This is a genomic window from Pseudomonas fluorescens (genome assembly GCF_001307275.1).
GTDB classification, from domain to species: Bacteria; Pseudomonadota; Gammaproteobacteria; order Pseudomonadales; family Pseudomonadaceae; genus Aquipseudomonas; species Aquipseudomonas fluorescens_AA.
Map to the genome: position 1 here is coordinate 543,592 of NZ_CP012831.1, position 25,745 is coordinate 569,336.

The following is a 25,745-nucleotide window of genomic DNA, read 5'->3' on the forward strand; positions in this document are numbered from 1 at the left end:
CCCGACCGGGATGGCGAATCAGAACGGCAATTTCATGCCCGGTGGCAGTTGCATGCCAGCGGTCATGCCGGACATCTTGTCCTGGCTGTTGGCTTCGATCTTGCGCACCGCGTCATTGACGGCGGCGGCGAACAGGGCTTCGAGCATTTCCTTGTCATCTTCGCTCAGGCCTTCGACCACGCTTGGGTCGATGCTGACACGCTTGATGTCGTGACGACCGGTCATGACCACGGTCACCATGTCGCCACCGGATTTGCCGGTGACTTCGGCGTTGGCCAGTTCTTCCTGCATCTTGGCCATTTTTTCCTGCATCTGCTGCGCCTGCTTCATCAGGCCGGCCATGCCACCTTTCATCATGGGAATCACCTCGAAAGTACTTGGATAAACAACACGCCCGGCCCGTTCGGCCTGGCGCCTTCAGTTATGAGCCCTGGGTGACCGGGGCCTCGACAGGTTCGATAGTATCGTGACGGACCACGGCGCCGAACTGTTGCATCATCTGCTGGATGAATGGATCACCGTGGATCGACTCCTCGGCTTCGCGCTGACGGTCGGCACGGCGGCGGGACGCGGCCTGGGCCGGGGTCTCCTGCTCGGGCTTGATCAGCTCGATGGTCAGCGTCAGGGTGCGCTCGTGGTACTGGTTCAGTGCATCGTTGAGGCGACGTTGCTGGGTCGCGTTGAACAGTGCGCTGTGGGCCGGGTCCAGGTGCAGCAGCCAGTGGTCGCCCTCCACGGCCATCAGCGTGCAGTTGGCGGCGATGCTGCCGGTCATGCCGCTGATCGGCAGTTTAGGGAACAGTTCCAGCCACTGCAGGGCCAGCCCGGTGGCCGGCATCGCCGCCGGTTCCGGCTCGGGCTCCGGGGCTGGCTCGGCGGCGTGCTCGCTGGCCAGGTCGTCCAGGTAGCTGTACGCCGAATCCATGTCCGGCTCGATGTAATCCTCATCCAGCGGCGGCTCGTCGTCCAGGTCGATGCCCGGCGTGGCGATATCGACGTCGGCCACCGTCGGCTCGGGCACGGGCGCTGCGACCCATTCCGGCGCATCGGGTACCACGCTGTCGGGCGTCGGCAGGGGCATCGGCGGCAACTCGGGCTGCTCGGCGACGGTTTCCAACACGGGCTCGACGACCGGCTGCTGGACCACTGGCGGCTCGACCGGGTCGTTCCAAGGCAGGTCGACGACTTCTTCGGCGACGGGCTCGGGCAGTGCCTCGACGACCGGCTCGGGTTCCGGCTCGGCCGTCGCGACCACAGGCGCCGGCACCGGCTGGGCTACAGGTGCCACCGCTGCCGGAGCCGAAGTCACTGCCGGCGCAACGACGGGCGCGGCAGCCACTGGCTTGGCGGAATCAGCTGTGGCCTGGCTGATCCCCACTGGCTTTAGCGTTTGCCTCGGGGCATCCGCCGTATCGGCTGGCCGGAACGCCAGCATTCGCAACAGGACCATTTCGAAGCCGCCTCGCGGATCCGGTGCCAGGGGCAGGTCGCGACGGCCGATCAGGCCCATCTGGTAATAGAACTGCACGTCTTCGGCCGGCAGCGCCTGGGCCAGGGCCAGTACGCGATCACGGTCGCCATGGCCGTTGTCGACGCCTTCAGGCAGGGCCTGGGCAATGGCGACACGGTGCAGCACGTTGAGGATTTCCGAGAGTACGCCATTCCAGTCCGGGCCCTGCTCGGCCAGGTGACGCACCGCCTCGAGCAGCGCCTTGGCATCGCCTTCGATCAGCGCATGCAAGACGTCATAGACCTGGCCGTGATCGAGGGTGCCGAGCATGGCTCGGACATCGGCGGCCATGACCTTGCCTTCACCGAAAGCGATGGCCTGGTCGGTCAGGCTCATGGCGTCGCGCATCGAACCATCGGCGGCCCGGCCCAACAGCCACAGCGCATCGTCTTCGAATGGCACGTTTTCGACGCCCAGTACGTGGGTCAGGTGCTCGACCACCCGCTCCGGCGTCATGTTCTTCAGGGAGAACTGCAGGCACCGCGACAGAATCGTTGCAGGAAGTTTCTGCGGGTCGGTGGTCGCCAGGATGAACTTGACGTAGGGCGGCGGTTCTTCGAGGGTCTTGAGCAGCGCATTGAAGGAATGGCTGGAGAGCATGTGCACTTCGTCGATCAGGTAGACCTTGAAGCGCCCACGGCTCGGGGCGTACTGCACGTTGTCGAGCAGTTCGCGGGTGTCTTCGACCTTGGTGCGGCTGGCGGCGTCGATCTCGATCAGGTCGACGAAGCGGCCCTCGTCGATTTCCCGGCAGACCGAACACTCGCCACAAGGTGTCGAAGTGATACCGGTTTCACAATTCAGGCACTTGGCAATGATCCGCGCGATGGTGGTCTTGCCCACGCCACGGGTACCGGTGAACAGATAGGCGTGGTGCAGCCGCTGGCTGTCCAAGGCATTGATCAGAGCCTTGAGCACATGGGTCTGGCCGACCATTTCGCGGAACGAGCGCGGACGCCATTTACGTGCAAGAACCTGATAACTCATCGAAAACCGTCGCAACGAAGGAACATAAGCGGCTAATGCTAGCGGAGCAGGGGCGAAATTGCATCCGGTGTGCTCGTCTAATGTGACTAAGCTAGGCTACGGGACTCGTTGTCGACACGGTTTTACACAGTCAGGAGAGTTTATGCGCTCAGCCATGGGGGCTTTGCTGTTGTTGAGTACCGGCTGTCTTGCCGAGGAAGCCCCCTTGCGTTTCGCCGTTACCGATGGCTGGGCAATGCCCATGGTGCAGATTGAACGAGGCCGCCCGACCCAGGGCATCATTCCCGACATCATGATCAGCCTGGCGACCCAGATAGGAAAGCCGGCGCAATTCCACGTCCTCTCCCGCGCCCGGCTCGACGGTGCCATGAAACACGGCGAGGTCGACATGCGTTGCTATGTCAGCCCTGACTGGGTGAAGGACAACGATGATTATCTGTGGAGCATCCCGTTGTTTTTCCAACGTGACCTGCTCGTCGCCACCACAAGCGTACCCGCGACGATAACGCCAACAACGCTGTCGCCCCAACCCATCGGCACGGTGCTCGGCTACAGCTACCCGACCTTGCAACCCTTGTTCGACGCCGGTCAACTGCACCGCGACGATGCCCGCAGCCAGGAACAAGTGCTGGCGAAATTGTTGGCCGGGCGTTATCGCTATGGGATCAGTAATCAATGGGCGCTGGACTGGTTCAATCAACGTCATACCGCTGATCGCCAACTCCATGAGGTGGCTGTCCTGCAGGAACAGCGGTTGAGCTGTTATGTGCGCAACGATCCGAGCATTCCCGCACAGCGCATTCTGAGGACATTACTGAACATGAAGACGTCCGGGGAAATCGACGCGATCATCCAGCTCTACACCGGCCGCAGTGAAGCATCACGGGCCGAGAGCGAGGCGCCCTCGCCCTGATCGCCTGGCCGCTGCTGCCATTGCGACGGCGGAACGAACCCCTGCACCCAGCCGGGTATCTGTTCGGGCGGCATGGGCCGGGCGATGAAATAACCTTGTGCCACCTCGCAGCCCAGGCGCAGCAACAGTTGGCCATGCTCCAGGCTGTCCAGCCCTTCGGCGACCACCTCGCGGCCAAACGCCCGAGCCAGGCCGATCACCGCTTCGGTCAGCGCCAGGTCGTCGCGGTCATCGAGAATGTCGCGCACGAAGGTCTTGTCGATCTTGATGGTTTGCGTGCGCAGGTGCTTGAGGTCGTTGAGCGAGCAGTAGCCGGTGCCGAAACCACCCAGGGAAAACCCCACGCCCAGTGCCTGGCACGCCTGGAGGCAGGCGCTGACGTGGGCCAGGTTCTCCACGGCGACGGACTCGACAATCTGCAGGTCCAACAGCCGTGGCGGCACCGCCGAATGCCGCTCCAACACCTGTCGCAGTCGCTCGACAAAATCCGCCCGCTGGAAATGCCGTGCCGAGATATTGATGCTCACCGGCCAGCCCTGCCCCGCCTGCTGCCATTGTTGCAACTGGGTCAAGACCTGTTCCATGACCCACTCGCCGATCTCGACGATCAGGTCAGTCTCCTCCACCAGGGGCAAGAACTCCCGAGGCGGCACCAGGCCACGTTGCGGATGCTTCCAGCGCAGCAGCGCCTCCAGGCCGACCACGGTGCCATGACGCATATTGACCTTGGGCTGGAAATGCAGCCGCAGTTCGTTATCGGCCAGTGCCTGGCGGACCCGCTCGACTGTCTGGTAAGTGGCCCGCACCTCCTTGTCCCGGGACACATCGAACAAGTGGAAACGATTGCGACCGCTTTGCTTGGCCACGTACATCGCCTGGTCGGCATGACGCAACAGGGTCTCGGCGTCTTCGTTGTCCCACGGGAACAACGTGACGCCAATACTGGCGAAGACCTTGATGTCCTTGCCGTCAATGGCATACGGCATGGAGACGGCGATCAACACCCGGTTCAACGCGGCATGCAGCTCTTCCATCCCGCGCACATGGCGCAACACCAGCACGAACTCATCCCCGCCCAGCCGCGCTACCACGTCCTCGCCACGCACAATGCTGCGCAGGCGCCTGGCGACCTCCACCAACAGTCGATCACCGCTGGCGTGACCATAGCCGTCATTGACCGCCTTGAAGCCATCGAGGTCGAGCATGCACACCGCCAAGGGCAGGTTTTCCTCCCGGGAAAACTCCAGGGCCTGGTCCAGCAGATCCGATAGATAAGTACGATTGGGCAGGCCGGTCAGCACATCGTGACCGACCCGCCATTGCAACGAATGCAGCAGGCGACGCTTTTCGCTGACGTCGAAGCGAATCGCCAGGTAGCGCTCGATTTGGCCGGTCTCGTCGTCGATCACCGGCACCAGGGTGGTGTCGACCCAGTGCAGCGTACCGTCCTTGGCCCGATTGCAGATTTCCCCTTTCCAGACCTGGCCCAGGGCAATGGTGCTCCACATGGCGCTGAAGAACTCGCCAGGGTGCTGGCCGGAATTGAGCAGGCGATGGTTCGCGCCCAGCAGCTCATCGCGCCGGTAACCGAAAAGACTGCAAAATTGATCGTTGACGTAGGTGATGCGCCCGCTCAGATCGGTCTCGGAAAAAATCGCGGCGGCGTCAACGGCCCTGCGGTACTTCTTATCCATCGAAGCAGTCATCCATGAGTCAGGCTCATTTGTCGCGCGCGGTTGCACCGCCTTCAAGACAGGCGAAAATCAACTAGGCTCAAACACTCTGAGAGAAGCTGGAGCGCGGGCCCTGGCGATGCCAAGGGAGAGCTTCAGCCCTTGCCTTGTATCGTGGCAAGAACACAAGGCCCGGCCCCCGCACACACCTCGGCTTCGAAAAGCAGGTCACCAAATACCCGTGCCAAAGGCCGATTCTACGAAACACATCACATTTTGCAAAGCAAGGTGATGGATCACGCGGTTGCCTAATGCGAAAATCTATCGTTAAGTTCTTGATTCTAAATGGGAATTAAGCGATGCAAATTTCAAGTTTGGGTCCGGCCATCAGACGCTACCGCAAAGTAGCGGGGCTTACTCAGGCTGAACTTGGCGAAAAAACCGGTTTTGACCCTAAAACCATCAGCCGCTTCGAAACCGGCACCTACACCCCCAGCGTCGAAGCCTTGTTCCTGCTTGCCAATGTGCTGGATGTGCAACTGAAGGCCTTTTTTGCCGACATGGCCGATGAGGACGAACAGCGGGCGTACCTGTTCGGTGTCATACACAAAGCCACCCCGAAGGACCTGGGAAAGCTGATCGCAGCGGTCGACCAGGCCTTGTCCAAGCCTTGACGCAGTGAAAGAGCAGCCTGGCCTGTCGAGGCGAGACAAGCCAGGCTTCTCTTTGCTCGCCTGCCCAATTCCGAGGATGACGCACGACATAATGTCACGTTGACATCTCTTGCCACGAACCCGGACTATCAACGCACTGATTCCTGCGTCCCGATGACGCCCACCGACTCGTCGACACAACAAAATCCCAGGGGACTCCGTGCGTAAACTTTCGATCATTCTTGTCTCGATACTCGCCACCGGCTGCACCGCCAAATACGCGCAACAAGACGTATTCCCCAACCCGGGAAAACTTGATCGGCAAATGCCCGTCACCATCGCCATACCGGTCGACGGCCGCTACGAAACGACGCCCTACCCTGCCTCCGGTGATATGACAGCTGCCGCCGTCAAGACGGCCTTCTCTTATTACACCAACCGTGTGACGGTAGTGGGCGCGTGCCGTGAATTGAGCTGCCTGAGACAGAACAGCCCTTCGGGCTACTACGTCATCCCGGAAATCCTGCACTGGGAAGAACGCGCCACGGAATGGTCGGGCCTCCCCGACAAGATTGAAGTGAAGCTCGCCATTTATGGCCCGACTGGCGCACAGCCGCTGGGGTCTGCGATCTTGTCCGGTAAAAGCAAATGGGCGACTTTCGGTGGAGATCATCCACAGGATCTTTTGCAAGAGCCGATTACTGAGTATGTGAAGGCTCAGTACTGACCCCAGGGCCCGGTCCTGTCGATGCACAGGACCGGCCTGCTTGTTGACGTTGACGCTCGATTGTCTTGTCCGGCCAAAGCCTGGACAGCAGAAAGCACCGATCGGTATCGATCAGCAAAACAGCAAGAAATTTTGAAGTTGGCAAACCTTGCGAACGAAGGCTTGGGCGTTATGGAGGCAACCCCACCAGCCACACCCCGGCACACAATGTTCCCGCTGTGGCTGCTTCCTTCCGGATCTGACCAGGTTCACGGGTAATCGTTGCGGGGGGACCGATGGGGTCACCATAACGACGCCCGCCTGACGGCGAGCCGCGCCATTGTACCTATCTGGCAAGAAGTTACAACCGTTCGCGGCGGATTAAAAAACTGAAGATGTTCAAGTACTTGCTATGGGAACAAAGCGTGTCTGCGATGAAGTCGGCACATCCGGCATGATCGCAGGCTGACCTGTCGCTATCGCGAGCAAGCTCGCTCCCACAGGGGGGATCTGCGCTTCGCGTGTGTGGGAGCGAGCTTGCTCGCGAAGGCGTCGGTACATTCAACAGGGTTGCAAGCTGCCTCCACAGAAAACTACAACAACACCTCATCCGCCCGACCACCCTCTTCCTGGATCACCAGATGGATGAAATGCAGTTTGGTGATCACCGCTGCCGGCACGACGAACGGGTAGAAGTCCGGCTGGCCCATGCTGCGGGACAATTCGTTGAGCATGCCGGCCAGTTCGATCCAGGCGTTGACGAACGAGAGGAAAGCCGCGCCGCCAGTGTGTTCGGGGTCGTACAAGGTCTCGGGCGGGAACGGTTGGTAGTCGAAATCCATCTCCCGGGCACTCATGCCGAAGCCCAGGGCGGTGTCTACCGCGTCCATCATGTGCAGGTAATGGGCCCAGGTTTCCGCCCAGTCTTCCCAAGGGTGCATGGTGGCGTAGGCACTGACATAGCGGGTTTGCCAATCCAGCGGCGCACCTTGCTGGTAGTGGCGCTCCAGGGCTTCGGCATAGCTGGCGCGCTCATCGCCGAACAACTCGCGAAACGCCTCGAGCCAGTGGCTGTTGGCAATCAGTCGATCCCAGTAGTAATGCCCCACCTCATGACGAAAATGCCCGAGCAAGGTGCGATACGGCTCGCGCATCTGCTGGCGCACGTACTCACGATGGGCATCGTCCGCCTCTTTGATGTCGAGGGTGATCAGCCCGCTGGCATGGCCGGTCATCGGCGATTTGCCGTCGGGGTCGACGCCGATGAAGTCGAAAGCCAGGCCGATGTTTTCGTCGACGGTTTTCGGGATGACCGGCAAGCCAAAGGTAATCAGTTGCGCGACCAGACGACGCTTGGCGGTCTCGACCTTGCGCCAGCGCTCAGGGTTTTCCGGAATCGACAGGTCGGGGATAGTGCGGTTCAGGCTGCAGGCGATGCACAGGGTATCGCGCCCATTGTCCGGCAGCAGCCAATTGCAGGCCGCCGGGGTGTCGAGGTTGGCGCAACGGCGGAACAGCCCGGCTTGCGGATCGGCATCCAGCGTCCAGGTGTCGGGCTGCTCAGCGGGCTGCAGGGAGGACAAGCGACTCTGCTCGGGCTGATACCCCAGGGCCGCCAGGCAGGCCAGGCATTGGCTGTTGCGAAAAAACAGGGACTGGCCGCAACGACACGGCCAGACCTTGCTGTTGCGCGACCGGTCGCCCATGAACGGTGCGGCGATGCGTGAACTCAGTTGTTCGAAGAAGCGGTACATGGCGATCTCTCCCTGGAGCCTGCAAGACTAGATCATGCTCCGTGTCGGATCGTTCCCCCGCACTGCATCACAGCACCGAATAAACCGTGGCGAGGGAGCTTGCTCCCTCGCCACGGAGGGTGCCCTCACGATTGAACCGTGATGCCATGCTGACTCAAAAAAGCCACGAACGCCGCTTCGTCGAGCACCTTGAGGCCCAGCTCGTTTGCCTTGGTCAATTTCGAACCCGCCCCCGGCCCGGCCACCACGCAATGGGTTTTCGCCGACACGGAACCGGCCACCTTGGCCCCCAGGCTCTCCAGCTTGTCCTTGGCGACGTCACGACTCATCAGCTCCAGCGAACCGGTCAGCACCCAGGTGTGCCCGGCCTCCGGCAAGCCTTCGACGACTTTCTTCTCGCTTTGCCAGTGCATGCCGAAGTCGCGCAACTGCTGTTGCGCCGCTTCGGCCTGTTGACGGTTGGCGGCGATGGCGAAGAACTCGCGTACGGCGTTGGCCTGCTTTTCCGGCAGCGCCTGGCGCATGTCCAGCCAATCGGCGTTCATCACGCCTTCGAGCGAGCCGAACTTGTCCGCCAGTTTCTGCGCCCCGCCCGGCCCCACCGAAGGAATGTGCAACTTGTCGAGAAAGCCACCCAGGGTGGTGCTGGCGGAAAACTCGGCGCCCAACTCGCCCTGGTCCTGGATCTCGAGGCCATGGCGCAGCAGGTCCTTGATCACCTGGCGGTTATGCGGGTCTTCAAAGAAGCTGTGGATCTCGTGGGCGACTTCCAGACCGACGTCCGGCAAGTACGTGAGCACCTGGGGCAAGGCCGCCTGCACGCGCTCCAGCGAACCGAGGGAGCGAGCCAGGACCTTGGCCGTCTCCTCGCCCACGTCCGGAATGCCGAGGGCGTAGATAAACCGCGCCAGGCTTGGTTTTTTGCTGTCGACGATGGCGGCCAGCAGGTTCTTGCTCGACAGTTCGGCAAAGCCTTCCAGGTCGACCACCTGCTCGAAGGTCAAGGCATACAGATCGGCAGGCGAACCCACCAGCCCCTCATCCACCAGTTGCTCGACGCTCTTCTCGCCCAGGCCCTCGATGTCCATGGCCCGACGCGAAACGAAGTGAATGATCGCCTGCTTGAGTTGCGCGCCACAGGCCAGGCGACCGACGCAGCGGTACACCGCGCCTTCGCTGACGGTTTCGCGGCCCTTGCTGCGCTTGATCAATTGCGTGCGCTCGACGTGGGAGCCGCAGACGGGACATTGCTGGGGCACCTCCACCGGGCGGGCGTTTTCCGGACGGCGCTCGGAGACGACCTGCACCACCTGCGGGATCACATCTCCGGCACGGCGGATGATCACGGTGTCGCCGATCATCACGCCCAGGCGCGCCACTTCATCCATGTTGTGCAGGGTGGCGTTGGCCACGGTCACGCCGGCGACTTTCACCGGCTTGAGTCGGGCCACCGGAGTCACCGCGCCCGTGCGGCCGACCTGGAACTCGACGTCCAGCAACTCGGTGAGTTCTTCAGTGGCGGGAAACTTGTGGGCGATGGCCCAACGCGGTTCCCGGGCGCGGAAACCGAGCTCGCGCTGGGAGGCGATGCTGTTGACCTTGAACACCACGCCGTCGATCTCGTAGGGCAACGCGTTGCGCCGCTCGCCGATGTCACGGTAGTAATCCAGGCATTCGTCGATGCCGCGGGCCAGTTTCAGCTCACGGCTGATGGGCATGCCCCAGGCCTTGAGTTGCTTGAGGTTACCGATGTGGGTGTCGGCGATGTCCGACGTCACCTGGCCGATGCCGTAGCAACAGAACTCCAGGGGCCGGTTGGCCGTGATCCTGGAATCGAGCTGACGCAGGCTGCCGGCCGCCGCGTTGCGCGGGTTGGCAAACGTCTTGCCGCCCACCTCCAACTGCGTGGCGTTGAGGCGCTCGAAGCCGGCCTTGGACATGTACACCTCGCCGCGCACTTCCAGCAGCGGCGGCCAGCCGGTGCCCTGCAACTTGAGGGGAATGTTGCGCACGGTGCGCACATTGACGCTGATGTCCTCGCCCGTGGTGCCGTCACCGCGCGTGGCGCCGCGCACCAGCATGCCGTCCTGATACAACAGGCTGACCGCCAGCCCATCGAGCTTCGGCTCGCAGCTGTACTCCACCGCCGCGCCACCGCCCAGCAAGTCACCCATGGGCAGGTCGAGACCTTCCGTCACCCGCCGGTCGAACTCACGCATGGTGGTTTCGTCGAAGGCGTTGCCCAGGCTGAGCATCGGGATCTCGTGGCGCACCTGGCTGAACGCCGACAGCGCCACGCTGCCGACCCGTTGGGTCGGGGAGTCGCTGGTGACCAGTTCCGGATGCTGCTCTTCCAGGGCCTTGAGCTCGTGGAACAGGCGGTCGTACTCGGCATCGGGAATGCTTGGCTCATCGAGGACGTGGTAGCGGTAGTTGTGCTGATCCAGCTCGGTACGCAGCTTTTGGATGCGGGTTTCAACGGCGTTCATGGGTGTTCTCTCATAAAGCAAAAGAGCAGCCTAGGCTGCTCGATTTTCTTGATACATGGGGGCGCTTCGCACCCCAGCGGGAGCAAGCTCCCTCGCCACACAAAGCTCTCTGGGCAGGAGAGCCATCTATCGCTCAGCGCTTCTGGGTCAGCGCCCGGCGCTCGAATTCGACGATGCGCTGGCGGTAGTGCTCGATGGTCTGGGCGGTCAGCACGCTGCGCTGGTCATCCTTCAGTTCACCATTGAGTTCCTGGGACAGCTTGCGCGCCGCGGCCACCATCACGTCGAAGGCTTGCTTGGGATGACGCGGGCCCGGCAGGCCGAGGAAGAAACTCACCGCTGGCGTGCTGAAATGATCGATGTCGTCGAGGTCGAACACACCGGGCTTGACCGCGTTGGCCATGGAGAACAGCACCTCGCCGTTACCGGCCATGCTTTCGTGGCGGTGGAAAATGTCCATCTCGCCGAAACGCAGGCCGCTTTCGAGGATGTTCTGCAGCAACGCCGGGCCCTTGAAGCCGGCCGGGTCGCGGCAGATCACGCTGATCACCAGCACTTCTTCAGCCTGGGCCTGGTCCTTGTCGGCGCTCGGGGTCCTGGTCTCGTCCGGGAAGTCGCCGTCGCGACTGCTGAAGCTCGGCCCACCATCCAGGTCGAGGTTCAGGTTCAAATCACCCTGGGACGGCTCGCTGTTGCGCTTGCCGCGCTTGGAACCCGACTCCCGTGGCTCGCGGACAGGTGCGCTCATCGACGGCAAGTCGTGCTCGTCCAGCTGCGGCTCCTTGTGGGTGTCCAGCACCCGCGGCGGGCCCAGCAGTTCGGCGCTGTCATCCTCATCAGGCAGGTTCGACAGGCTGCGATCCAGGCGAAACTTCAGTTTCCCCTTGCCGCCGCGCATGCGACGCCAGCCGTCGAAAAGAATACCGGCAATGACAATGATGCCGATGACGATCAGCCACTCGCGCAGACCGATTTCCATGTAATCCCGTGCCTCTATAAAAATGCTGAAAAATAAGGGGCTTAGCTATTTGCAAACCGCTTTAAAACGTGGCGCCAACTCTATGTTCTGAATGGCGTTTTGCCCACGCATACGAAAAATTGACATTAAACTAGCACGACCAAAGATAACTTTACACCGTCTGTCGCATAGGCTTGTGCCCAATCTGTGAATTGAACATCAACCCCCCGGGTAAAAAATACCTACAGCGTTCGAAGTAGAAGCCCTACAACCGGTTGTTCAGGCATCCACCATGGCCATGGCCTCCTCCACATCCACCGCCACCAGTCGCGAACAGCCAGGCTCATGCATGGTCACCCCCATCAACTGATCGGCCATTTCCATGGCGATCTTGTTGTGGGTGATGTAGATGAACTGCACCGTTTCAGACATCTCCTTCACCAGCCGTGCGTAACGGCCTACGTTGGCGTCGTCCAATGGCGCGTCGACTTCGTCGAGCATGCAGAACGGCGCCGGGTTCAATTTGAAGATGGCAAAGACCAGGGCCAGCGCGGTCAGCGCCTTTTCGCCACCGGAGAGCAAATGGATGGTGCTGTTCTTCTTGCCAGGAGGACGCGCCATGATTGTCACCCCTGTATCGAGTAAATCTTCGCCCGTCAGTTCCAAATAGGCGCTGCCGCCACCGAAAACTTTTGGGAAAAGGGCCTGCAAACCGCCGTTGATCTGATCAAAGGTATCCTTGAAGCGGTTGCGGGTTTCCTTGTCGATCTTGCGGATGACGTTTTCCAGGGTCTCCAGCGCTTCCACCAGGTCATCGTTCTGGGCGTCCAGGTAGCGCTTGCGCTCGGACTGCTGCTGGTACTCGTCGATGGCCGCCAGGTTGATTGCCCCCAGGCGCTGGATACGCTGGGCAATGCGCTCCAGTTCTTCCTCGGCGTCCTTTTCATTCGCCCCGGCCACCAAGGTGGCGAGCACGCCATCGAGGTCGTAGCCGTCTTCCAGCAATTGGTCCTGCAAGGCTTTGCGCCGCACCGTCAGGGCTTGCCACTCCATGCGCTGCTGTTCCATCTGGCCGCGGATCAGTTGGGATTGCTGCTCGGCCTGGCTGCGGCGCTTCTCAGCGTCGCGCAGTTCGCGGTCGGCGTCCTCCAGGGCGATCTGCGCCGTCTTGAGTTCTTCGTCGACGCTCATGCGCTTGTCGAGCAACTCTTCGAGTTTGAGGCGCAGCTCTTCCAAAGGTGCCTCGCCCTCCTCCAGATTGAGGCTCAGTTGCTCGCGTTTTTCGGTCAGGCGTTCGGACTGCATTTCCAGTCGTTCCAAGGCCTGGCGCGTGGAATCGTATTGAGCCTTGAGCGAGCCCAGGCGCACCGCCAACTGATGGGCGTGGTCCTTGTGCTGGCGTGCTTCCTGGCGCACCCGATCCAGGCGCTCACGCAAGCTGTCACGCTGGGCCAGCAGCAGTTCACGCTGCTCGGTGTCCAGTGCCATGGCATCGAGGGCCTCTTGCAGTTGCAAGCGCGCCTCACCGATCTGTTCGTGCTCCAGCGCCCGCTGCTCGCCCAGCTCGGTGATTTCTTCTTCCAGGCGGGTGCGACGCAGCGCCAGTTGCTCGACCTTGGCCTTGCCGGCCGACAACTGCGCCTTGAGCTCGCCTTGCTGGCGCGCTTCATCCTGCAACAGCCGCCGCAGGTGTTCGCGGCCGTTTTCCTGTTGACGCTGTTGCGCCCGCAGGTTTTGCAATTCGGTTTCCAGGGCTTCGACTCTGGCTTCGCGCTCTTCGCGTTCGGCGCCCAGGCGCTGGATTTCCTGGCCACGGGCGAGCATGCCGCTCTCGGCTTCGCTGGCCCGGCGCACCCGCAGGAAATGCCGGCCGACCCAATACCCGTCACGACTGATCAGGCTTTCGCCGGCCGCCAATTGCCCGCGCAGGGCCAACGCCTGCTCAAGGCTGTCCACCGGCTTGACCTGTCCCAGCCACGGCGACAAGTCCACCTGGGCCTCGACCTTGTCCAGCAAGCTGCCGGGAATTCGTACTCCGTCGCCGGCCGGGCTGAGCAGGCGCAGATCGCCCTGGGTAAAGCCCGACAGGTCGAAGCCGCCGAAGTCATCCACCAGCACCGCTTGCAGGTCGGCCCCCAGCACGGTTTCCACCGCCAGCTCCCAACCGGCATCGACCTTCAGCCCCTCGGCCAGCCGCGGGCGTTCGGCCAGGTGCTGGTCGCGCAGCCATTCGGCGGTGCCGGTGCCCGGGTCCAGCGCCGCTTGCTGCAAGGCCTCCAGCGAAGCCAGGCGCCCATTGAGCCGCTGCAACTCACCCTGGCCCTGCTGCTGGTTCTGCAAGGCCAATTGCAAGGCCTGGCGCAGTTGCTCAAGGCGTTCGACCTGGGCGTCTTCGCTGGCCTGCAAGTCTTCGAGGGTGGCTTCGCTGGTCGCCAGTTGTTCGCTCAGTTCCAGGATCGCTGCGTCTTCCGGGTCCGCCGCGAGCAAGGCGCGTTCTTCGGACAGGCGGCGCTGGCGTTCGGCCAGGCGCTCCATACTGGTTTCCAACTGCTGGATGCGCGACTGCTGGACTTCAGCCTGGCGCCGCGGCTCGGCCGAGGCCAGGTTGAAGCTGTCCCACTGCTCTTGCCAGCCATGCATGGTCAGTTCGGCTTCTTCCAGGGCCGCGGCGGCCTCTTCGGCGGCGGCACTGGTGATTTCCTGCTCCGGCGTGAGCCTGTCCAGCTCTTCGCCAAGGGTCAACAGCAGTGTGCGGTCGTGGCCCAGGTGCGATTCGGTTTCCAGGCGCGCCCGCTCGGCTTCCTTCAAGTCATCCTGCAACTGCCGCAGCCGTTGCTGCCCATGCTGGATGCTCTGCTCGACCCGGGCAATGTCGCCGCCCACCGAATAGAAGCGTCCTTGCACCAGATTGAAGCGCTCGGACAGGTCATGATGACCGTCGCGCAGGCGCTCGATGGCGGCGTCCGCATTACGCTGTTCGGCCACCAGGGCTTCGAAGCTGACTTCCTGGTTGCCAATGATCGCTTCACGCTGGCCGACCTGCTCGTTCAACGCCTGCCAGCGCAGGGCCGAAAGCTGGGCCTTGAGCTGGCGCTCCTCGCCCTTGTATTCCTGGTACTTCTTCGCGGCCTCGGCCTGGCGGTGCAGACGTTCGAGCTGACGTTCGAGCTCTTCGCGCAGGTCGGTCAGGCGCGCCAGGTTTTCGTGGGTGCGACGAATGCGGTTTTCGGTCTCGCGCCGCCGCTCCTTGTATTTGGAGATCCCCGCAGCCTCTTCGATGAAGTTGCGCAGGTCCTCGGGCTTGGCTTCGATCAGCTTGGAGATCATGCCCTGTTCGATGATCGAGTAGCTGCGCGGGCCCAGGCCGGTGCCGAGGAAAATATCGGTGATGTCGCGACGCCGGCACTTGGCGCCATTGAGGAAATAGCTGTTCTGGCTGTCGCGGGTCACTTTGCGACGAATGGAGATTTCCGCATAGGCTGCGTACTCGCCCACCAGGGTGCCGTCGGAGTTGTCGAACACCAGCTCGATGCTCGCCTGGCTTACCGGTTTGCGACTGGTGGAGCCGTTGAAGATGACATCGGTCATCGACTCGCCGCGCAGGTTCTTGGCTGAGCTCTCGCCCATCACCCAGCGCACGGCGTCGATGATGTTCGACTTGCCGCAACCGTTGGGTCCGACCACCGCCGCCATGTTACTGGGGAAGTTCACCGTGGTCGGGTCGACGAAGGACTTGAACCCCGCCAACTTGATGCACTTGAGCCGCACGTCAGGCCGCCGTCAGGGCAGCAACCACCAGATCGCAACTGCGCTGGGCGTAGGCCGTCAGCACGATGCGGATCTGCGGCAGATCACGGGCCAGCACGGCGGCGAGCAGGCGCTGGAACAGGTCGAGAAATTCGCTCATTTCCGCCTTGCGCTGCTCCAGGGCCAGGAAGTAGGCACGGCTCATGGCCGGTTGCAGGTTCTCGACGGTTTCCTGCAAGTACGGGTTGTTGGCGAAGAGATAGGCCGCGCGCATCACGCTGAAGCTTTCATCGACGAAGGTGCGGATGTCCTGGCGCGCGTAGGCGTCCTGGAGACGCTGCTGGATGGCCACGAACGGCGCCATGTCGGCCTGTTCTTTCCAGCCATGGGCCACGGCGTTGCCCAGCAGGATGTACAGCTCGCTCATCAGCGCGCAGAGGCTGCGCACCTTGTGTTCGGTAAGTTCGGTGACGTGGGCGCCACGGCGCGGCAGGATCGCGATCAAATGGCGTCGTTCCAGGATCAGCAAGGCTTCGCGGACCGAGCCGCGGCTGACATTGAGCGCCAGCGTGACCTTCTGTTCCTGGATGCGCTCTCCCGGCTTCATTTCGCCGCGAATGATGCGTTCGGCGAGATGGTGGGCGATTTGCTCGGCGAGGCTGTCCGGGGCCTTGAACGTCATGGTTGTCCTTCAAACTCTTCGATTTGCACAAGCGGCGCAGTGTAGCGCACTCGATACGTCATGGCGCAGGGCCTGCAGCGGGTTTTTGGCACGATATAAGCAAAAAAGTTTGAGCTTTTCATCCTGAACCAAACCTGTGGGAGCGAGCTTGCTCGCGATGGCGGTGCACCAGCCGATGAACGCATCGACAGACCCGACGCTATAGCGAGCAAGCTCGCTCCCACAATGGGTCCATACTGACCAAACACGGCAGTTCATCGACCAAACGAATTTTCCTGACCTTTAAGTCAGAAAATCATTGACCGAAAAGTCAGACCTGATAAATTCAGGCCCATGTCGATACAACAATAATGAGTCTGCGAGGCCTTCCGTGATCCAGTTTTTACTCAACCAGGAACTCCGTAGCGAGCACGCCCTGGACCCGAACCTGACCGTGCTCAACTATTTGCGCGAACACGTTGGCAAACCAGGCACCAAAGAAGGTTGCGCCAGCGGCGACTGTGGTGCGTGCACTGTGGTGGTGGGCGAATTGGAGACGGACGCGAATGGCCGCGAACGCATTCGCTACCGCAGCCTCAATTCGTGCCTGACCTTCGTCTCGTCCCTGCACGGCAAGCAACTGATCAGCGTCGAAGACCTCAAGCACCAGGGCCAACTGCACAGCGTCCAGCAGGCGATGGTCGATTGCCACGGTTCGCAGTGCGGTTTCTGCACACCCGGCTTCGTCATGTCGCTGTTCGCCCTGCAAAAAAACAGCGAGCAGCCCGACGCCCACAAGGCCCACGAAGCCTTGGCCGGCAACCTGTGCCGTTGCACCGGCTATCGGCCGATCCTGGCCGCCGCCGAGCAGGCCTGCTGCGGCAAGCAACCGGACCAGTTCGACGCCCGCGCGGCCGAGACCATCGCCCGCCTCAAAGCCATCGCGCCGACCGAGACCGGCGAGCTCAACAGCGGCGACAAACGTTGCCTGGTGCCGCTGACCGTGGCCGACCTGGCCGATCTCTACGACGCCTATCCCCAGGCGCGCCTGCTGGCCGGCGGCACGGACCTGGCCCTGGAAGTCACGCAATTTCACCGCACCCTGCCGGTGATGATCTACGTGGGCAACGTCACCGAACTCAAGCGTATCGAGCGTTTCGACGATCGCCTGGAGATCGGCGCCGCCACCGCCCTCTCCGATTGCTACGAAGCCTTGAAAGCCGAATACCCGGACTTTGGCGAACTGCTGCAACGCTTCGCCTCGCTGCAGATCCGCAACCAGGGCACCCTCGGCGGCAACATCGGCAACGCCTCGCCGATTGGCGACTCGCCGCCCCTGCTGATCGCCCTCGGCGCGCAAATCGTGCTGTGCAAGGGCCAGTCCCGGCGCACCCTGGCCCTGGAAGACTACTTCATCGACTACCGGGTCACTGCGCGCCAGGAAAGCGAATTCATCGAAAAGATCATCGTGCCCCGGGCCAGTGCCGAACAGGCGTTCCGCGCCTACAAGGTCTCCAAACGCCTGGACGATGATATTTCCGCGGTGTGCGCGGCGTTCAACCTGTGCATCGACAACGGCGTGGTCCGCGACGCCCGCGTCGCCTTCGGCGGCATGGCCGCCACACCCAAGCGGGCCAAGCATTGTGAAGCCGCACTGATCGGTGCGCCGTGGACCGACAGCACCGTCGAACGCGCCTGCGCTGCCCTGGCCGAGGACTTCACGCCGCTGTCGGATTTCCGCGCCAGCAAGGAATACCGCCTGCTCAGCGCCCGCAACCTGTTGCGCAAATACTTCATCGAACTGCAAACGCCGCACATCGAGACTCGGGTGACCGCTTATGTCTAACCATCACGCCGTAGAGAAGACCCAAGCCGAACTGGCCGAGCTGTTCGCCCGTGACCTGACCACTGGCGTAGGCCGCAGCGTCAAGCATGACAGCGCCGCCAAGCATGTGTCCGGCGAAGCGCAGTACATCGATGACCGCCTGGAATTCCCGAACCAGTTGCACGTCTACGCCCGGCTGTCGGACCGCGCCCACGCCCGGATCATCCGCATCGATACCGCGCCCTGCTATGCCTTCGAAGGCGTGCGCATCGCCATTACCCATGCCGACATTCCGGGGCTGAAGGACATCGGCCCGCTGCTGCCCGGCGACCCGCTGCTGGCCATCGATGACGTGCAGTTCGTCGGCCAACCGGTGCTGGCCGTCGCCGCCAGAGACCTGGAAACCGCCCGCAAGGCGGCGATGGCCGCCATCGTCGAATACGAAGACCTGGAACCGGTGCTGGATGTGGTCGAAGCCCTGCGCAAGCGGCATTTCGTGCTCGACAGCCACACCCACCAACGTGGCGATTCGGCCACGGCGCTGGCGAGCGCCGAACATCGCCTCCAGGGTTCGCTGCACATCGGCGGACAGGAGCATTTTTACCTGGAAACCCAGATTTCCTCGGTGATGCCCACCGAGGACGGCGGCATGATCGTCTACTGCTCGACCCAGAACCCCACCGAAGTGCAGAAGCTGGTGGCCGAAGTGCTGGGCGTGTCGATGAACAAAGTCGTGGTGGACATGCGCCGCATGGGCGGCGGCTTTGGCGGCAAGGAAACCCAGGCCGCCAGCCCGGCGTGCCTGTGCGCGGTCGTCGCGCACCTCACCGGGCAACCAACCAAGATGCGCCTGCCCCGGGTCGAAGACATGCTGATGACCGGCAAGCGCCACCCCTTCTACATCGAATACGACGTGGGCTTCGACAGCCGCGGGCGCTTGCACGGCATCGCCCTGGAACTGGCCGGCAACTGCGGTTGCTCGCCGGACCTGTCGGCTTCCATCGTCGATCGGGCGATGTTCCATGCCGACAACGCCTACTACCTGGGCGATGCCACCATCAACGGCCACCGCTGCAAGACCAACACCGCGTCGAACACCGCCTACCGTGGTTTCGGCGGGCCCCAAGGCATGGTCGCCATCGAAGAGGTGATGGATGCCATCGCCCGGCACCTGGGTCTGGATCCGCTGGCGGTGCGCAAGGCCAACTACTATGGCAAGACCGAACGCAACGTCACCCACTACTACCAGACCGTCGAGCACAACATGCTCGAGGAAATGACCGCCGAGCTTGAAGAAAGCAGCCAGTACGCCGAGCGCCGCGAAGCGATCCGCCGCTACAACGCCAACAGCCCGATCCTGAAAAAAGGCCTGGCGCTGACCCCGGTGAAATTCGGCATTTCGTTCACCGCCAGCTTCCTCAACCAGGCCGGCGCGCTGATCCACGTCTACACCGATGGCAGCATCCACCTCAACCATGGCGGCACCGAAATGGGCCAGGGCCTGAACACCAAGGTCGCTCAGGTGGTGGCCGAGGTGTTCCAGGTGGAAATGGACCGCGTGCAGATCACCGCGACCAACACCGACAAAGTGCCGAACACCTCGCCCACCGCGGCCTCCAGCGGCGCCGACCTGAATGGCAAGGCGGCGCAGAATGCCGCCGAAACCATCAAGCGACGCCTGGTGGAGTTCGCCGCGCGGCAGTACAAGGTCAGCGAAGAAGACGTGGCATTCCACAACGGCCATGTGCGGGTGCGCGATCACATCCTGAGCTTCGAGGCGCTGGTGCAGCAGGCGTATTTCGCCCAGGTCTCGCTGTCGAGCACCGGCTTCTACAAAACCCCGAAAATCTACTACGACCGCAGCCAGGCCCGCGGCCGGCCGTTCTACTACTACGCCTATGGCGCGGCCTGCGCCGAGGTGATCGTCGACACCCTCACCGGCGAGTACAAGATGCTGCGCACCGACATCCTCCACGACGTCGGCGCCTCACTGAACCCGGCCATCGACATCGGCCAGGTCGAGGGTGGTTTCATCCAGGGCATGGGCTGGCTGACCATGGAAGAGCTGGTGTGGAACGACAAGGGCAAGCTGATGACCAATGGCCCGGCCAGCTACAAGATCCCCGCCGTGGCCGACATGCCGCTGGACCTGCGGGTCAAGCTGGTGGAAAACCGCAAGAACCCTGAAGACACGGTGTTTCACTCCAAGGCCGTGGGCGAACCGCCGTTCATGCTCGGCATCGCCGCGTGGTGCGCCATCAAGGACGCCGTGGCGAGCCTGGGGGATTACCGGCATCAACCGAACATCGACGCCCCGGCCACGCCGGAGCGGGTGTTGTGGGGGTGTGAGCAGATGCGGGGGTTGAAGGCGGTCAAGGCTGAGGAAGCGGAAGTCGAAGTGGCTTCGCTCTAGACCGCGGCGCGGCCGATCGCGAGCAAGCTCGCTCCCACAGGGTATTTGTGAACACCGACCCAATGTGGGAGCGAGCTTGCTCGCGATGAGGCCGGAACAGACAAAACAGATGTCGAGGTGGAATATGTACAACTGGATCAGCGCCCTCGCCGACCTGCAAACCCGCGGCGAACCCTGTGTGCTGGTGACGATCATCGAAGAACTCGGCTCCACCCCGCGCAACGCCGGGTCGAAGATGGTCATCAGCGCCAGCCAGACGTTCGACACCATCGGTGGCGGCCACCTGGAATACAAGGCCATGGAAATCGCCCGGAACATGCTCGCCAGCGGCCAGCAGAATACCCATCTGGAGCGCTTCAGCCTCGGTGCGAGCCTGGGCCAGTGTTGCGGCGGCGTCACCGTGTTGCTGTTCGAACCCATGGGCCAGGTCCAGGCGCAGATCGCCGTGTTCGGCGCCGGCCATGTCGGCCGCGCCCTGGTGCCACTGCTGGCGAGCCTGCCCTGCAAGGTGCGCTGGATCGATTCGCGGGAGGCGGAATTCCCCGAACACTTGCCCCACGGCGTACGCAAGATCGTCACCGAAGAGCCACTGGATGAAGTCGACGAATTGCCCGCCGGCAGCTACTGCATCGTCATGACCCACAACCATCAGCTCGACCTGGAACTGAGCGCCGCGATCCTCAAGCGCAACGACTTTGCCTACTTCGGCCTGATCGGTTCGAAGACCAAACGGGTCAAGTTCGAACATCGCCTGCGCGATCGAGGTTTCGACAGCACCACCTTGCAACGCATGCGTTGCCCGATGGGCATCGGCGAAGTCAAAGGCAAGTTGCCTGTGGAAATCGCCATCTCCATCGCCGGCGAAATCATCGCCACCTATAACGCCGATTTCGGCCAGCACACCGTGCGCGCCGAACCGATTGCCAAGCTGCTGCCGGCCTCGCGCCGCAGCCAGGCGAACCGTTGAACACTCGTTGAGAATTCCCATGCCCCTGACACGCAAAGCCTACCGCGCCGCCCTGCTCCACAGCCTCGCCGACCCGGCCGAAGTGGGTATCGAGGCGTCCTATGAATATTTCGAAGACGGTTTGCTGGTGGTAGAGAACGGCCAGATCAGCGCCATCGGCCACGCCTATGACCTGCTGCCAACCCTGGCGGCGGATATCGAAATCGCCCATTACCCGGACGCGCTGATCACCCCAGGTTTGATCGACACCCACATCCACCTGCCACAAACCGGCATGGTCGGCGCCTATGGCGAACAACTGTTGGACTGGCTCAACACCTACACCTTCCCCTGTGAAAGCCAGTTCGCCGACAAGGCCCACGCCGACGCGGTGGCGGATATTTTCGTCAAGGAATTGCTGCGCAACGGCACCACCACCGCGCTGGTGTTCGGCAGCGTGCACCCGCAGTCGGTGAACGCGTTTTTCGAAGTGGCCCAGAAGCTCGACCTGCGGATGATCGCCGGCAAGGTGATGATGGACCGCAACGCCCCGGACTACCTGACCGACACCGCCGAATCCAGCTACACCGAGAGCAAGGCGCTGATCGAGCGCTGGCACGGCAAGGGTCGCCTGCACTACGCCGTGACCCCACGCTTCGCGCCCACCAGCACCCCGGAACAGCTGGCCCTGGCCGGTCAGTTGCTGGGGGAATACCCCGACTTGTACATGCAGACCCACATCAGCGAGAACCTGCAGGAAGTGCAGTGGGTCAAGGAACTGTTCCCGGAGCGCAAGGGTTACCTGGACGTCTACGATCACTACCAGTTGCTCGGCGAGCGCTCGGTGTTCGCCCACGGCGTGCACCTGTGCGACGACGAATGCGCGCGCCTGGCCGAGACCGGTTCGGCCATCGCCTTCTGCCCGACCTCGAACTTTTTCCTCGGCAGCGGCCTGTTCAACCTGCCGATGGCCGAGAAGCACAAGGTGAACGTAGGGTTGGGTACAGACGTCGGTGGCGGCACCAGTTTTTCGCTGCTGCACACCCTGAACGAAGCCTACAAGGTGATGCAGTTACAAGGGGCGCGGCTGAGCCCGTTCAAGTCGCTGTACCTGGCCACCCTCGGCGGCGCCCGGGCCTTGCGCCTGGAGGACAAGATCGGCACGTTGCAACCGGGTACGGATGCGGACTTCCTGGTGCTGGACTACAACGCCACGCCGCTGCTGGGCTATCGCCTGAAGCAGGCCAGGGACATTGCCGAGCGGTTGTTCGTGTTGATGACGTTGGGGGATGACCGGACGGTGGCGCAGACTTATGCGGCCGGTAAATTGGTGCATCAGCGCTAAAGTTTCAGCGCCTGTTGGATCGCTATCGCGAGCAAGCTCGCTCCCACAAGGGTCATGTGAACAACACAAATCCACTGTGGGAGCGAGCTTGCTCGCGATTGACGGTATGACTGATTCAACCCTCAGAGCTTGGCCGTCGACCGCCCCGGCTTCTTGCTCTGCAACAAATGCGAGAACACCGCGTGCAAGTCATCCGACGCACTTTCTTCGTCGAGGTTGAGTTTGCTGTCGATGTGGTCCATGTGATGCATCATCAGGTCCACCGCCAACGTCGCATCGCGCGCCTCGATGGCGTCGATCAACTGGGTGTGTTCGTCGTAGGAACAGTGGGAGCGGTTGCCGCTTTCGTACTGGGCGATGATCAGCGACGTCTGGGACACGAGGCTGCGCTGGAAACTGATCAGCGGTGCATTCTTCGCCGCTTCGGCCAGCTTGAGGTGGAACTCGCCCGACAAACGGATGCCGGCGCCGCGGTCGCCACGGGAGAAACTGTCGCGCTCATCGCTGACCATCTGCCGCAGCTCAGCCAGTTGTTCGGCCGTGGCGTGCTGCACCGCCAGTTCGGTGATCGCCCGCTCCACCAGGCGCCGGGCCATGAACACCTGGCGGGCCTCTTCGACGCTGGGGCTCGCCACCACGGCACCGCGATTGGGCCGCAGCAACACCACGCCTTCGTGGGCCAGGCGTGACAACGCCCGGCGGATGATCGTGCGGCTGACCCCGAAAATTTCCCCCAGTGCCTCTTCGCTCAACTTGGTACCGGGCGCCAGGCGTTGTTCGAGGATGGCCTCGAAGATATGCGCATAGACAATATCGTCCTGGGTTCCGCTGCGGCCGGCTTTACCAGCTCGCGGTTGTTTCTTGAGGGGCTGCAACTGTTCGTTCATGGGCACTCGAGTCGGGAGAACTGCGGCGAATTGACCGTGACTGTAATACGACACAGCGGGTCGCTGGCAAGTATCGCGTAAAAAACAGCTCGATTGTACACAACCTCTGATGGCAACACGACTGTACGGCTGTTTGCGGGCATGGCTGTATTGCAATCGGCAGTTGGGTTGAGTTTAGGCTTAAACCCACCATTCTGTGACACCTGTGGGAGCAAGGCTTGTGGGAGCAAGGCTTGCCCGCGATGAACGACAACGCGGTCCTTTGACAGACCGAATCGTCTGCATCGCGAGCAAGCCTTGCTCCCACAGGCCTTGCTCCCACACGCATAATCTATAACAAGGAACATCACGCACCATGACCGAAGTCACGACCACGCCACTTCGTCCATTAGCCGATACCTCGCCTTCGGCCATCGTCGCCGGGTTCATCGCGATGATGACCGGCTACACCAGCTCCCTGGTGCTGATGTTCCAGGCCGGACAGTCGGCGGGGCTGACCAGCGGGCAGATTTCCTCGTGGATCTGGGCGATTTCCATTGGCATGGCCGTGTGCTCCATCGGGTTGTCGCTGCGTTATCGCACGCCGATCACCATCGCCTGGTCGACACCTGGCGCTGCGCTGTTGATCACCAGCCTGGGCGGTGTGAGTTACGGCGAGGCCATCGGCGCCTATATAACCTGCGCAGTCCTGGTGACGATCTGTGGCCTGACCGGCAGTTTCGAGCGCCTGGTCAAGCGCATTCCGGCCTCGCTGGCGGCAGCGTTGCTGGCGGGCATCCTGTTCAAGATCGGCAGCGAGATCTTCGTCGCCACCCAGCATCGCACCGGCCTGGTGCTGGGGATGTTTTTCACCTACCTGATCGTCAAGCGCCTGTCGCCCCGCTACGCGGTATTGGCGGCGCTGCTGATCGGCACGGCGCTGTCGGGCCTGCTGGGGCTGCTGGACTTCAGCGGCTTCGCCCTGGAAGTCGCGACGCCGGTGTGGACCACGCCGCACTTCTCCCTGGCGGCCACCATCAGCATCGGTATTCCACTGTTCGTGGTGGCGATGACCTCGCAGAACATGCCCGGCATCGCCGTGCTGCGGGCCGACGGCTACAACGTGCCGGCCTCGCCTCTGATCACCAGCACCGGTATTGCCTCGCTGCTGTTGGCGCCGTTCGGCTCCCATGGCATCAACCTGGCCGCCATCAGCGCGGCCATCTGCACCGGCCCCCACGCCCACGAAGATCGCAACAAGCGCTACACGGCAGCGGTGTGGTGCGGGATTTTCTACGGGATTGCCGGGGTGTTCGGCGCGACGCTGGCGGCGTTGTTCGCGGCGCTGCCCAAGGAACTGGTGCTGTCCATCGCGGCCTTGGCACTGTTCGGCTCGATCATCAATGGCTTGAGCATCGCCATGAGCGAAGTGAAGGAACGGGAAGCGGCGTTGATCACCTTCATGGTCACGGCGTCGGGGCTGACGCTGTTCTCCATCGGTTCGGCGTTCTGGGGGATTGTGGCGGGGGTGTTGACCCTGGTGATTCTGAACTGGCGTAGCGCTTGAAAGCTTCACGAGCAAGCTCGCTCCCACAGGAGATTTGGGGTGTTCATGCGCCCCTTGTGGGAGCGAGCTTGCTCGCGATAGCGGCCTGAAGGTCACTCAATACCCAACAGACAGGCACAAAAAAACCGGCCCCCAGACGGGCAGCCGGTTTCGGAACATCATCGGACCATCAAGCGACCGGATTGATCGGCTTTTCCGGGTACCAGACGTCCATCAGCGGGCTGACTTCCACGCTGGTCAGCTCAGGACGGGCCTTGAGCCAGGCTTCAACGGCAGCGCGCTGCGCTTCGGTGACCGAGCCACGCTTCTGCAGGCAAACCAGACCGTAGTCGTCGCCGCCGACGTAGCCCAGGCCGTTGGCTTCCATGGCTTCTTTCAGGAAAGCGTCGAGGAAAGCGTCAATAGCCTCATCGGCCAGATCTTCTTTGAAATCCAGGTTCAGTTCGAAACCCAGCTCTTGAAATTCATCCACGCACAGTTTTTTGCGCAGACGCTGGGAACGGTTAGTCGCCATTGGAACAATCCTCATAAGTAATAACGGCCGGCACTTTACCAGTTTGATGCGTCGATTGCCCGACTGATCGGGCGTATCGGCCTACCGTCGGTAAAAAATAGCAGCCGAAGGGCTCAGGCACGGCCCAAGCCGTTGCAGCTTGGGGCATAATGCCGACACTTTCATGACCGTTGAGGACGTTCATTTTCATGTCCTCGTTTTTTCCCCCTCGCCCGTAG

19 protein-coding genes and 1 other RNA gene are annotated in these 25,745 nt (G+C 62.2%); 8 read left to right on the plus strand and 12 right to left on the minus strand.

Annotated elements, in window-relative coordinates:
- Positions 1 to 18: 18 nt before the first annotated feature.
- The gene (locus AO356_RS02505) at positions 19 to 357 is read right to left on the minus strand and encodes a YbaB/EbfC family nucleoid-associated protein (protein WP_003183512.1); all 339 of its coding nucleotides are present in this window, start codon (positions 355 to 357) and stop codon (positions 19 to 21) included.
- 64 nt (positions 358 to 421) lie between these two features.
- On the minus strand, positions 422 to 2,497 hold the full coding sequence (gene dnaX, locus AO356_RS02510) for a DNA polymerase III subunit gamma/tau (RefSeq protein ID WP_060738439.1): 2,076 nt from the start codon (positions 2,495 to 2,497) through the stop codon (positions 422 to 424).
- 142 nt (positions 2,498 to 2,639) lie between these two features.
- Here dnaX and AO356_RS02515 point away from each other — a divergent pair, with 142 nt between their 5' ends.
- Positions 2,640 to 3,410: a substrate-binding periplasmic protein gene (locus AO356_RS02515; RefSeq protein WP_060738440.1), complete on the plus strand. Its 771-nt coding sequence runs from the start codon at positions 2,640 to 2,642 to the stop codon at positions 3,408 to 3,410.
- On the opposite strand, the gene AO356_RS02520 is transcribed toward AO356_RS02515, so the two are convergent.
- Positions 3,356 to 5,104, minus strand: a complete 1,749-nt coding sequence (locus tag AO356_RS02520; protein ID WP_060738441.1) for a putative bifunctional diguanylate cyclase/phosphodiesterase — start codon at positions 5,102 to 5,104, stop codon at positions 3,356 to 3,358. The two genes, AO356_RS02515 and AO356_RS02520, sit on opposite strands and share 55 nt — an antisense overlap.
- 338 nt (positions 5,105 to 5,442) lie before the next feature.
- On the opposite strand from AO356_RS02520, the gene AO356_RS02525 reads away from it, so the two are divergent.
- Together AO356_RS02525 and AO356_RS02530 are read left to right on the plus strand one after the other, a co-directional pair.
- The gene (locus tag AO356_RS02525; RefSeq protein WP_053120652.1) at positions 5,443 to 5,757 is read left to right on the plus strand and encodes a helix-turn-helix domain-containing protein; all 315 of its coding nucleotides are present in this window, start codon (positions 5,443 to 5,445) and stop codon (positions 5,755 to 5,757) included.
- Between the two features lie 199 nt (positions 5,758 to 5,956).
- Positions 5,957 to 6,463 carry a DUF4823 domain-containing protein gene (locus AO356_RS02530; protein ID WP_060738442.1) on the plus strand — a complete coding sequence of 169 codons (507 nt, stop codon included), beginning with the start codon at positions 5,957 to 5,959 and terminating at the stop codon, positions 6,461 to 6,463.
- A gap of 181 nt (positions 6,464 to 6,644) precedes the next feature.
- Here the strand turns inward: AO356_RS02530 and ffs are convergent.
- The 6 genes from ffs to AO356_RS02560 form a co-directional block, all read right to left on the minus strand.
- Positions 6,645 to 6,741, minus strand: an RNA gene (gene ffs / locus AO356_RS02535) — signal recognition particle sRNA small type.
- 294 nt (positions 6,742 to 7,035) lie between these two features.
- Positions 7,036 to 8,196 (minus strand): zinc-binding metallopeptidase family protein, encoded by a 1,161-nt coding sequence (locus AO356_RS02540; RefSeq protein ID WP_060738443.1) that lies wholly within the window; start codon positions 8,194 to 8,196, stop codon positions 7,036 to 7,038.
- Between the two features lie 125 nt (positions 8,197 to 8,321).
- Complete coding sequence (gene ligA / locus AO356_RS02545) at positions 8,322 to 10,685, minus strand: NAD-dependent DNA ligase LigA (RefSeq protein WP_060738444.1); 2,364 nt, start codon at positions 10,683 to 10,685, stop codon at positions 8,322 to 8,324.
- 133 nt (positions 10,686 to 10,818) lie between these two features.
- The gene (gene zipA / locus AO356_RS02550; RefSeq protein ID WP_060738445.1) at positions 10,819 to 11,664 is read right to left on the minus strand and encodes a cell division protein ZipA; all 846 of its coding nucleotides are present in this window, start codon (positions 11,662 to 11,664) and stop codon (positions 10,819 to 10,821) included.
- Positions 11,665 to 11,922: 258 nt separating this feature from the next.
- Positions 11,923 to 15,411 (minus strand): chromosome segregation protein SMC, encoded by a 3,489-nt coding sequence (gene smc / locus AO356_RS02555; RefSeq protein WP_060738446.1) that lies wholly within the window; start codon positions 15,409 to 15,411, stop codon positions 11,923 to 11,925.
- A 1-nt stretch (position 15,412) separates the two neighbouring features.
- Entirely contained in the window at positions 15,413 to 16,072 is a 660-nt protein-coding gene (locus tag AO356_RS02560; RefSeq protein ID WP_060738447.1) for a GntR family transcriptional regulator, read from the minus strand.
- Positions 16,073 to 16,442: 370 nt separating this feature from the next.
- On the opposite strand from AO356_RS02560, the gene xdhA reads away from it, so the two are divergent.
- From xdhA to guaD, 4 genes are all read left to right on the plus strand, one after another.
- Positions 16,443 to 17,897: a xanthine dehydrogenase small subunit gene (gene xdhA, locus AO356_RS02565; RefSeq protein ID WP_060738448.1), complete on the plus strand. Its 1,455-nt coding sequence runs from the start codon at positions 16,443 to 16,445 to the stop codon at positions 17,895 to 17,897.
- On the plus strand, positions 17,890 to 20,289 hold the full coding sequence (gene xdhB / locus AO356_RS02570; RefSeq protein ID WP_060738449.1) for a xanthine dehydrogenase molybdopterin binding subunit: 2,400 nt from the start codon (positions 17,890 to 17,892) through the stop codon (positions 20,287 to 20,289). Before xdhA ends, xdhB begins: the two co-directional genes overlap by 8 nt.
- Before the next feature lie 124 nt (positions 20,290 to 20,413).
- The gene (gene xdhC / locus AO356_RS02575; protein WP_060738450.1) at positions 20,414 to 21,256 is read left to right on the plus strand and encodes a xanthine dehydrogenase accessory protein XdhC; all 843 of its coding nucleotides are present in this window, start codon (positions 20,414 to 20,416) and stop codon (positions 21,254 to 21,256) included.
- A gap of 19 nt (positions 21,257 to 21,275) precedes the next feature.
- Complete coding sequence (guaD, locus tag AO356_RS02580) at positions 21,276 to 22,580, plus strand: guanine deaminase (protein ID WP_060738451.1); 1,305 nt, start codon at positions 21,276 to 21,278, stop codon at positions 22,578 to 22,580.
- Positions 22,581 to 22,702: 122 nt separating this feature from the next.
- Here guaD and AO356_RS02585 read toward each other — a convergent pair whose 3' ends face one another.
- Complete coding sequence (locus AO356_RS02585; RefSeq protein WP_003183531.1) at positions 22,703 to 23,467, minus strand: GntR family transcriptional regulator; 765 nt, start codon at positions 23,465 to 23,467, stop codon at positions 22,703 to 22,705.
- Positions 23,468 to 23,822: 355 nt separating this feature from the next.
- Here AO356_RS02585 and AO356_RS02590 point away from each other — a divergent pair, with 355 nt between their 5' ends.
- Positions 23,823 to 25,013 carry a benzoate/H(+) symporter BenE family transporter gene (locus AO356_RS02590; protein WP_060738452.1) on the plus strand — a complete coding sequence of 397 codons (1,191 nt, stop codon included), beginning with the start codon at positions 23,823 to 23,825 and terminating at the stop codon, positions 25,011 to 25,013.
- 169 nt (positions 25,014 to 25,182) lie between these two features.
- On the opposite strand, the gene AO356_RS02595 is transcribed toward AO356_RS02590, so the two are convergent.
- Both AO356_RS02595 and AO356_RS32510 read right to left on the minus strand, forming a co-directional pair.
- Positions 25,183 to 25,527 carry a YggL family protein gene (locus AO356_RS02595; RefSeq protein ID WP_060738453.1) on the minus strand — a complete coding sequence of 115 codons (345 nt, stop codon included), beginning with the start codon at positions 25,525 to 25,527 and terminating at the stop codon, positions 25,183 to 25,185.
- Entirely contained in the window at positions 25,517 to 25,711 is a 195-nt protein-coding gene (locus AO356_RS32510; protein WP_139236193.1) for a hypothetical protein, read from the minus strand. The genes AO356_RS02595 and AO356_RS32510 overlap by 11 nt, the downstream gene beginning before the upstream one ends.
- Between the last annotated feature and the right edge of the window lie 34 nt (positions 25,712 to 25,745).

Coding starts and splice junctions, on each gene's coding strand:
- AO356_RS32510 (WP_139236193.1), bottom strand. CDS start 25,711: ATGAACGTCCTCAACGGTCATGAAAGTGTCGGCATTATGCCCCAAGCT.
- AO356_RS02595 (WP_060738453.1), bottom strand. CDS start 25,527: ATGGCGACTAACCGTTCCCAGCGTCTGCGCAAAAAACTGTGCGTGGAT.
- zipA (WP_060738445.1), bottom strand. CDS start 11,664: ATGGAAATCGGTCTGCGCGAGTGGCTGATCGTCATCGGCATCATTGTC.
- AO356_RS02520 (WP_060738441.1), bottom strand. CDS start 5,104: ATGGATAAGAAGTACCGCAGGGCCGTTGACGCCGCCGCGATTTTTTCC.
- ligA (WP_060738444.1), bottom strand. CDS start 10,685: ATGAACGCCGTTGAAACCCGCATCCAAAAGCTGCGTACCGAGCTGGAT.
- AO356_RS02560 (WP_060738447.1), bottom strand. CDS start 16,072: ATGACGTTCAAGGCCCCGGACAGCCTCGCCGAGCAAATCGCCCACCAT.
- dnaX (WP_060738439.1), bottom strand. CDS start 2,497: ATGAGTTATCAGGTTCTTGCACGTAAATGGCGTCCGCGCTCGTTCCGC.
- AO356_RS02540 (WP_060738443.1), bottom strand. CDS start 8,196: ATGTACCGCTTCTTCGAACAACTGAGTTCACGCATCGCCGCACCGTTC.
- AO356_RS02505 (WP_003183512.1), bottom strand. CDS start 357: ATGATGAAAGGTGGCATGGCCGGCCTGATGAAGCAGGCGCAGCAGATG.
- xdhB (WP_060738449.1), top strand. CDS start 17,890: ATGTCTAACCATCACGCCGTAGAGAAGACCCAAGCCGAACTGGCCGAG.
- AO356_RS02525 (WP_053120652.1), top strand. CDS start 5,443: ATGCAAATTTCAAGTTTGGGTCCGGCCATCAGACGCTACCGCAAAGTA.
- AO356_RS02515 (WP_060738440.1), top strand. CDS start 2,640: ATGCGCTCAGCCATGGGGGCTTTGCTGTTGTTGAGTACCGGCTGTCTT.
- AO356_RS02585 (WP_003183531.1), bottom strand. CDS start 23,467: ATGAACGAACAGTTGCAGCCCCTCAAGAAACAACCGCGAGCTGGTAAA.
- guaD (WP_060738451.1), top strand. CDS start 21,276: ATGCCCCTGACACGCAAAGCCTACCGCGCCGCCCTGCTCCACAGCCTC.
- AO356_RS02590 (WP_060738452.1), top strand. CDS start 23,823: ATGACCGAAGTCACGACCACGCCACTTCGTCCATTAGCCGATACCTCG.
- xdhC (WP_060738450.1), top strand. CDS start 20,414: ATGTACAACTGGATCAGCGCCCTCGCCGACCTGCAAACCCGCGGCGAA.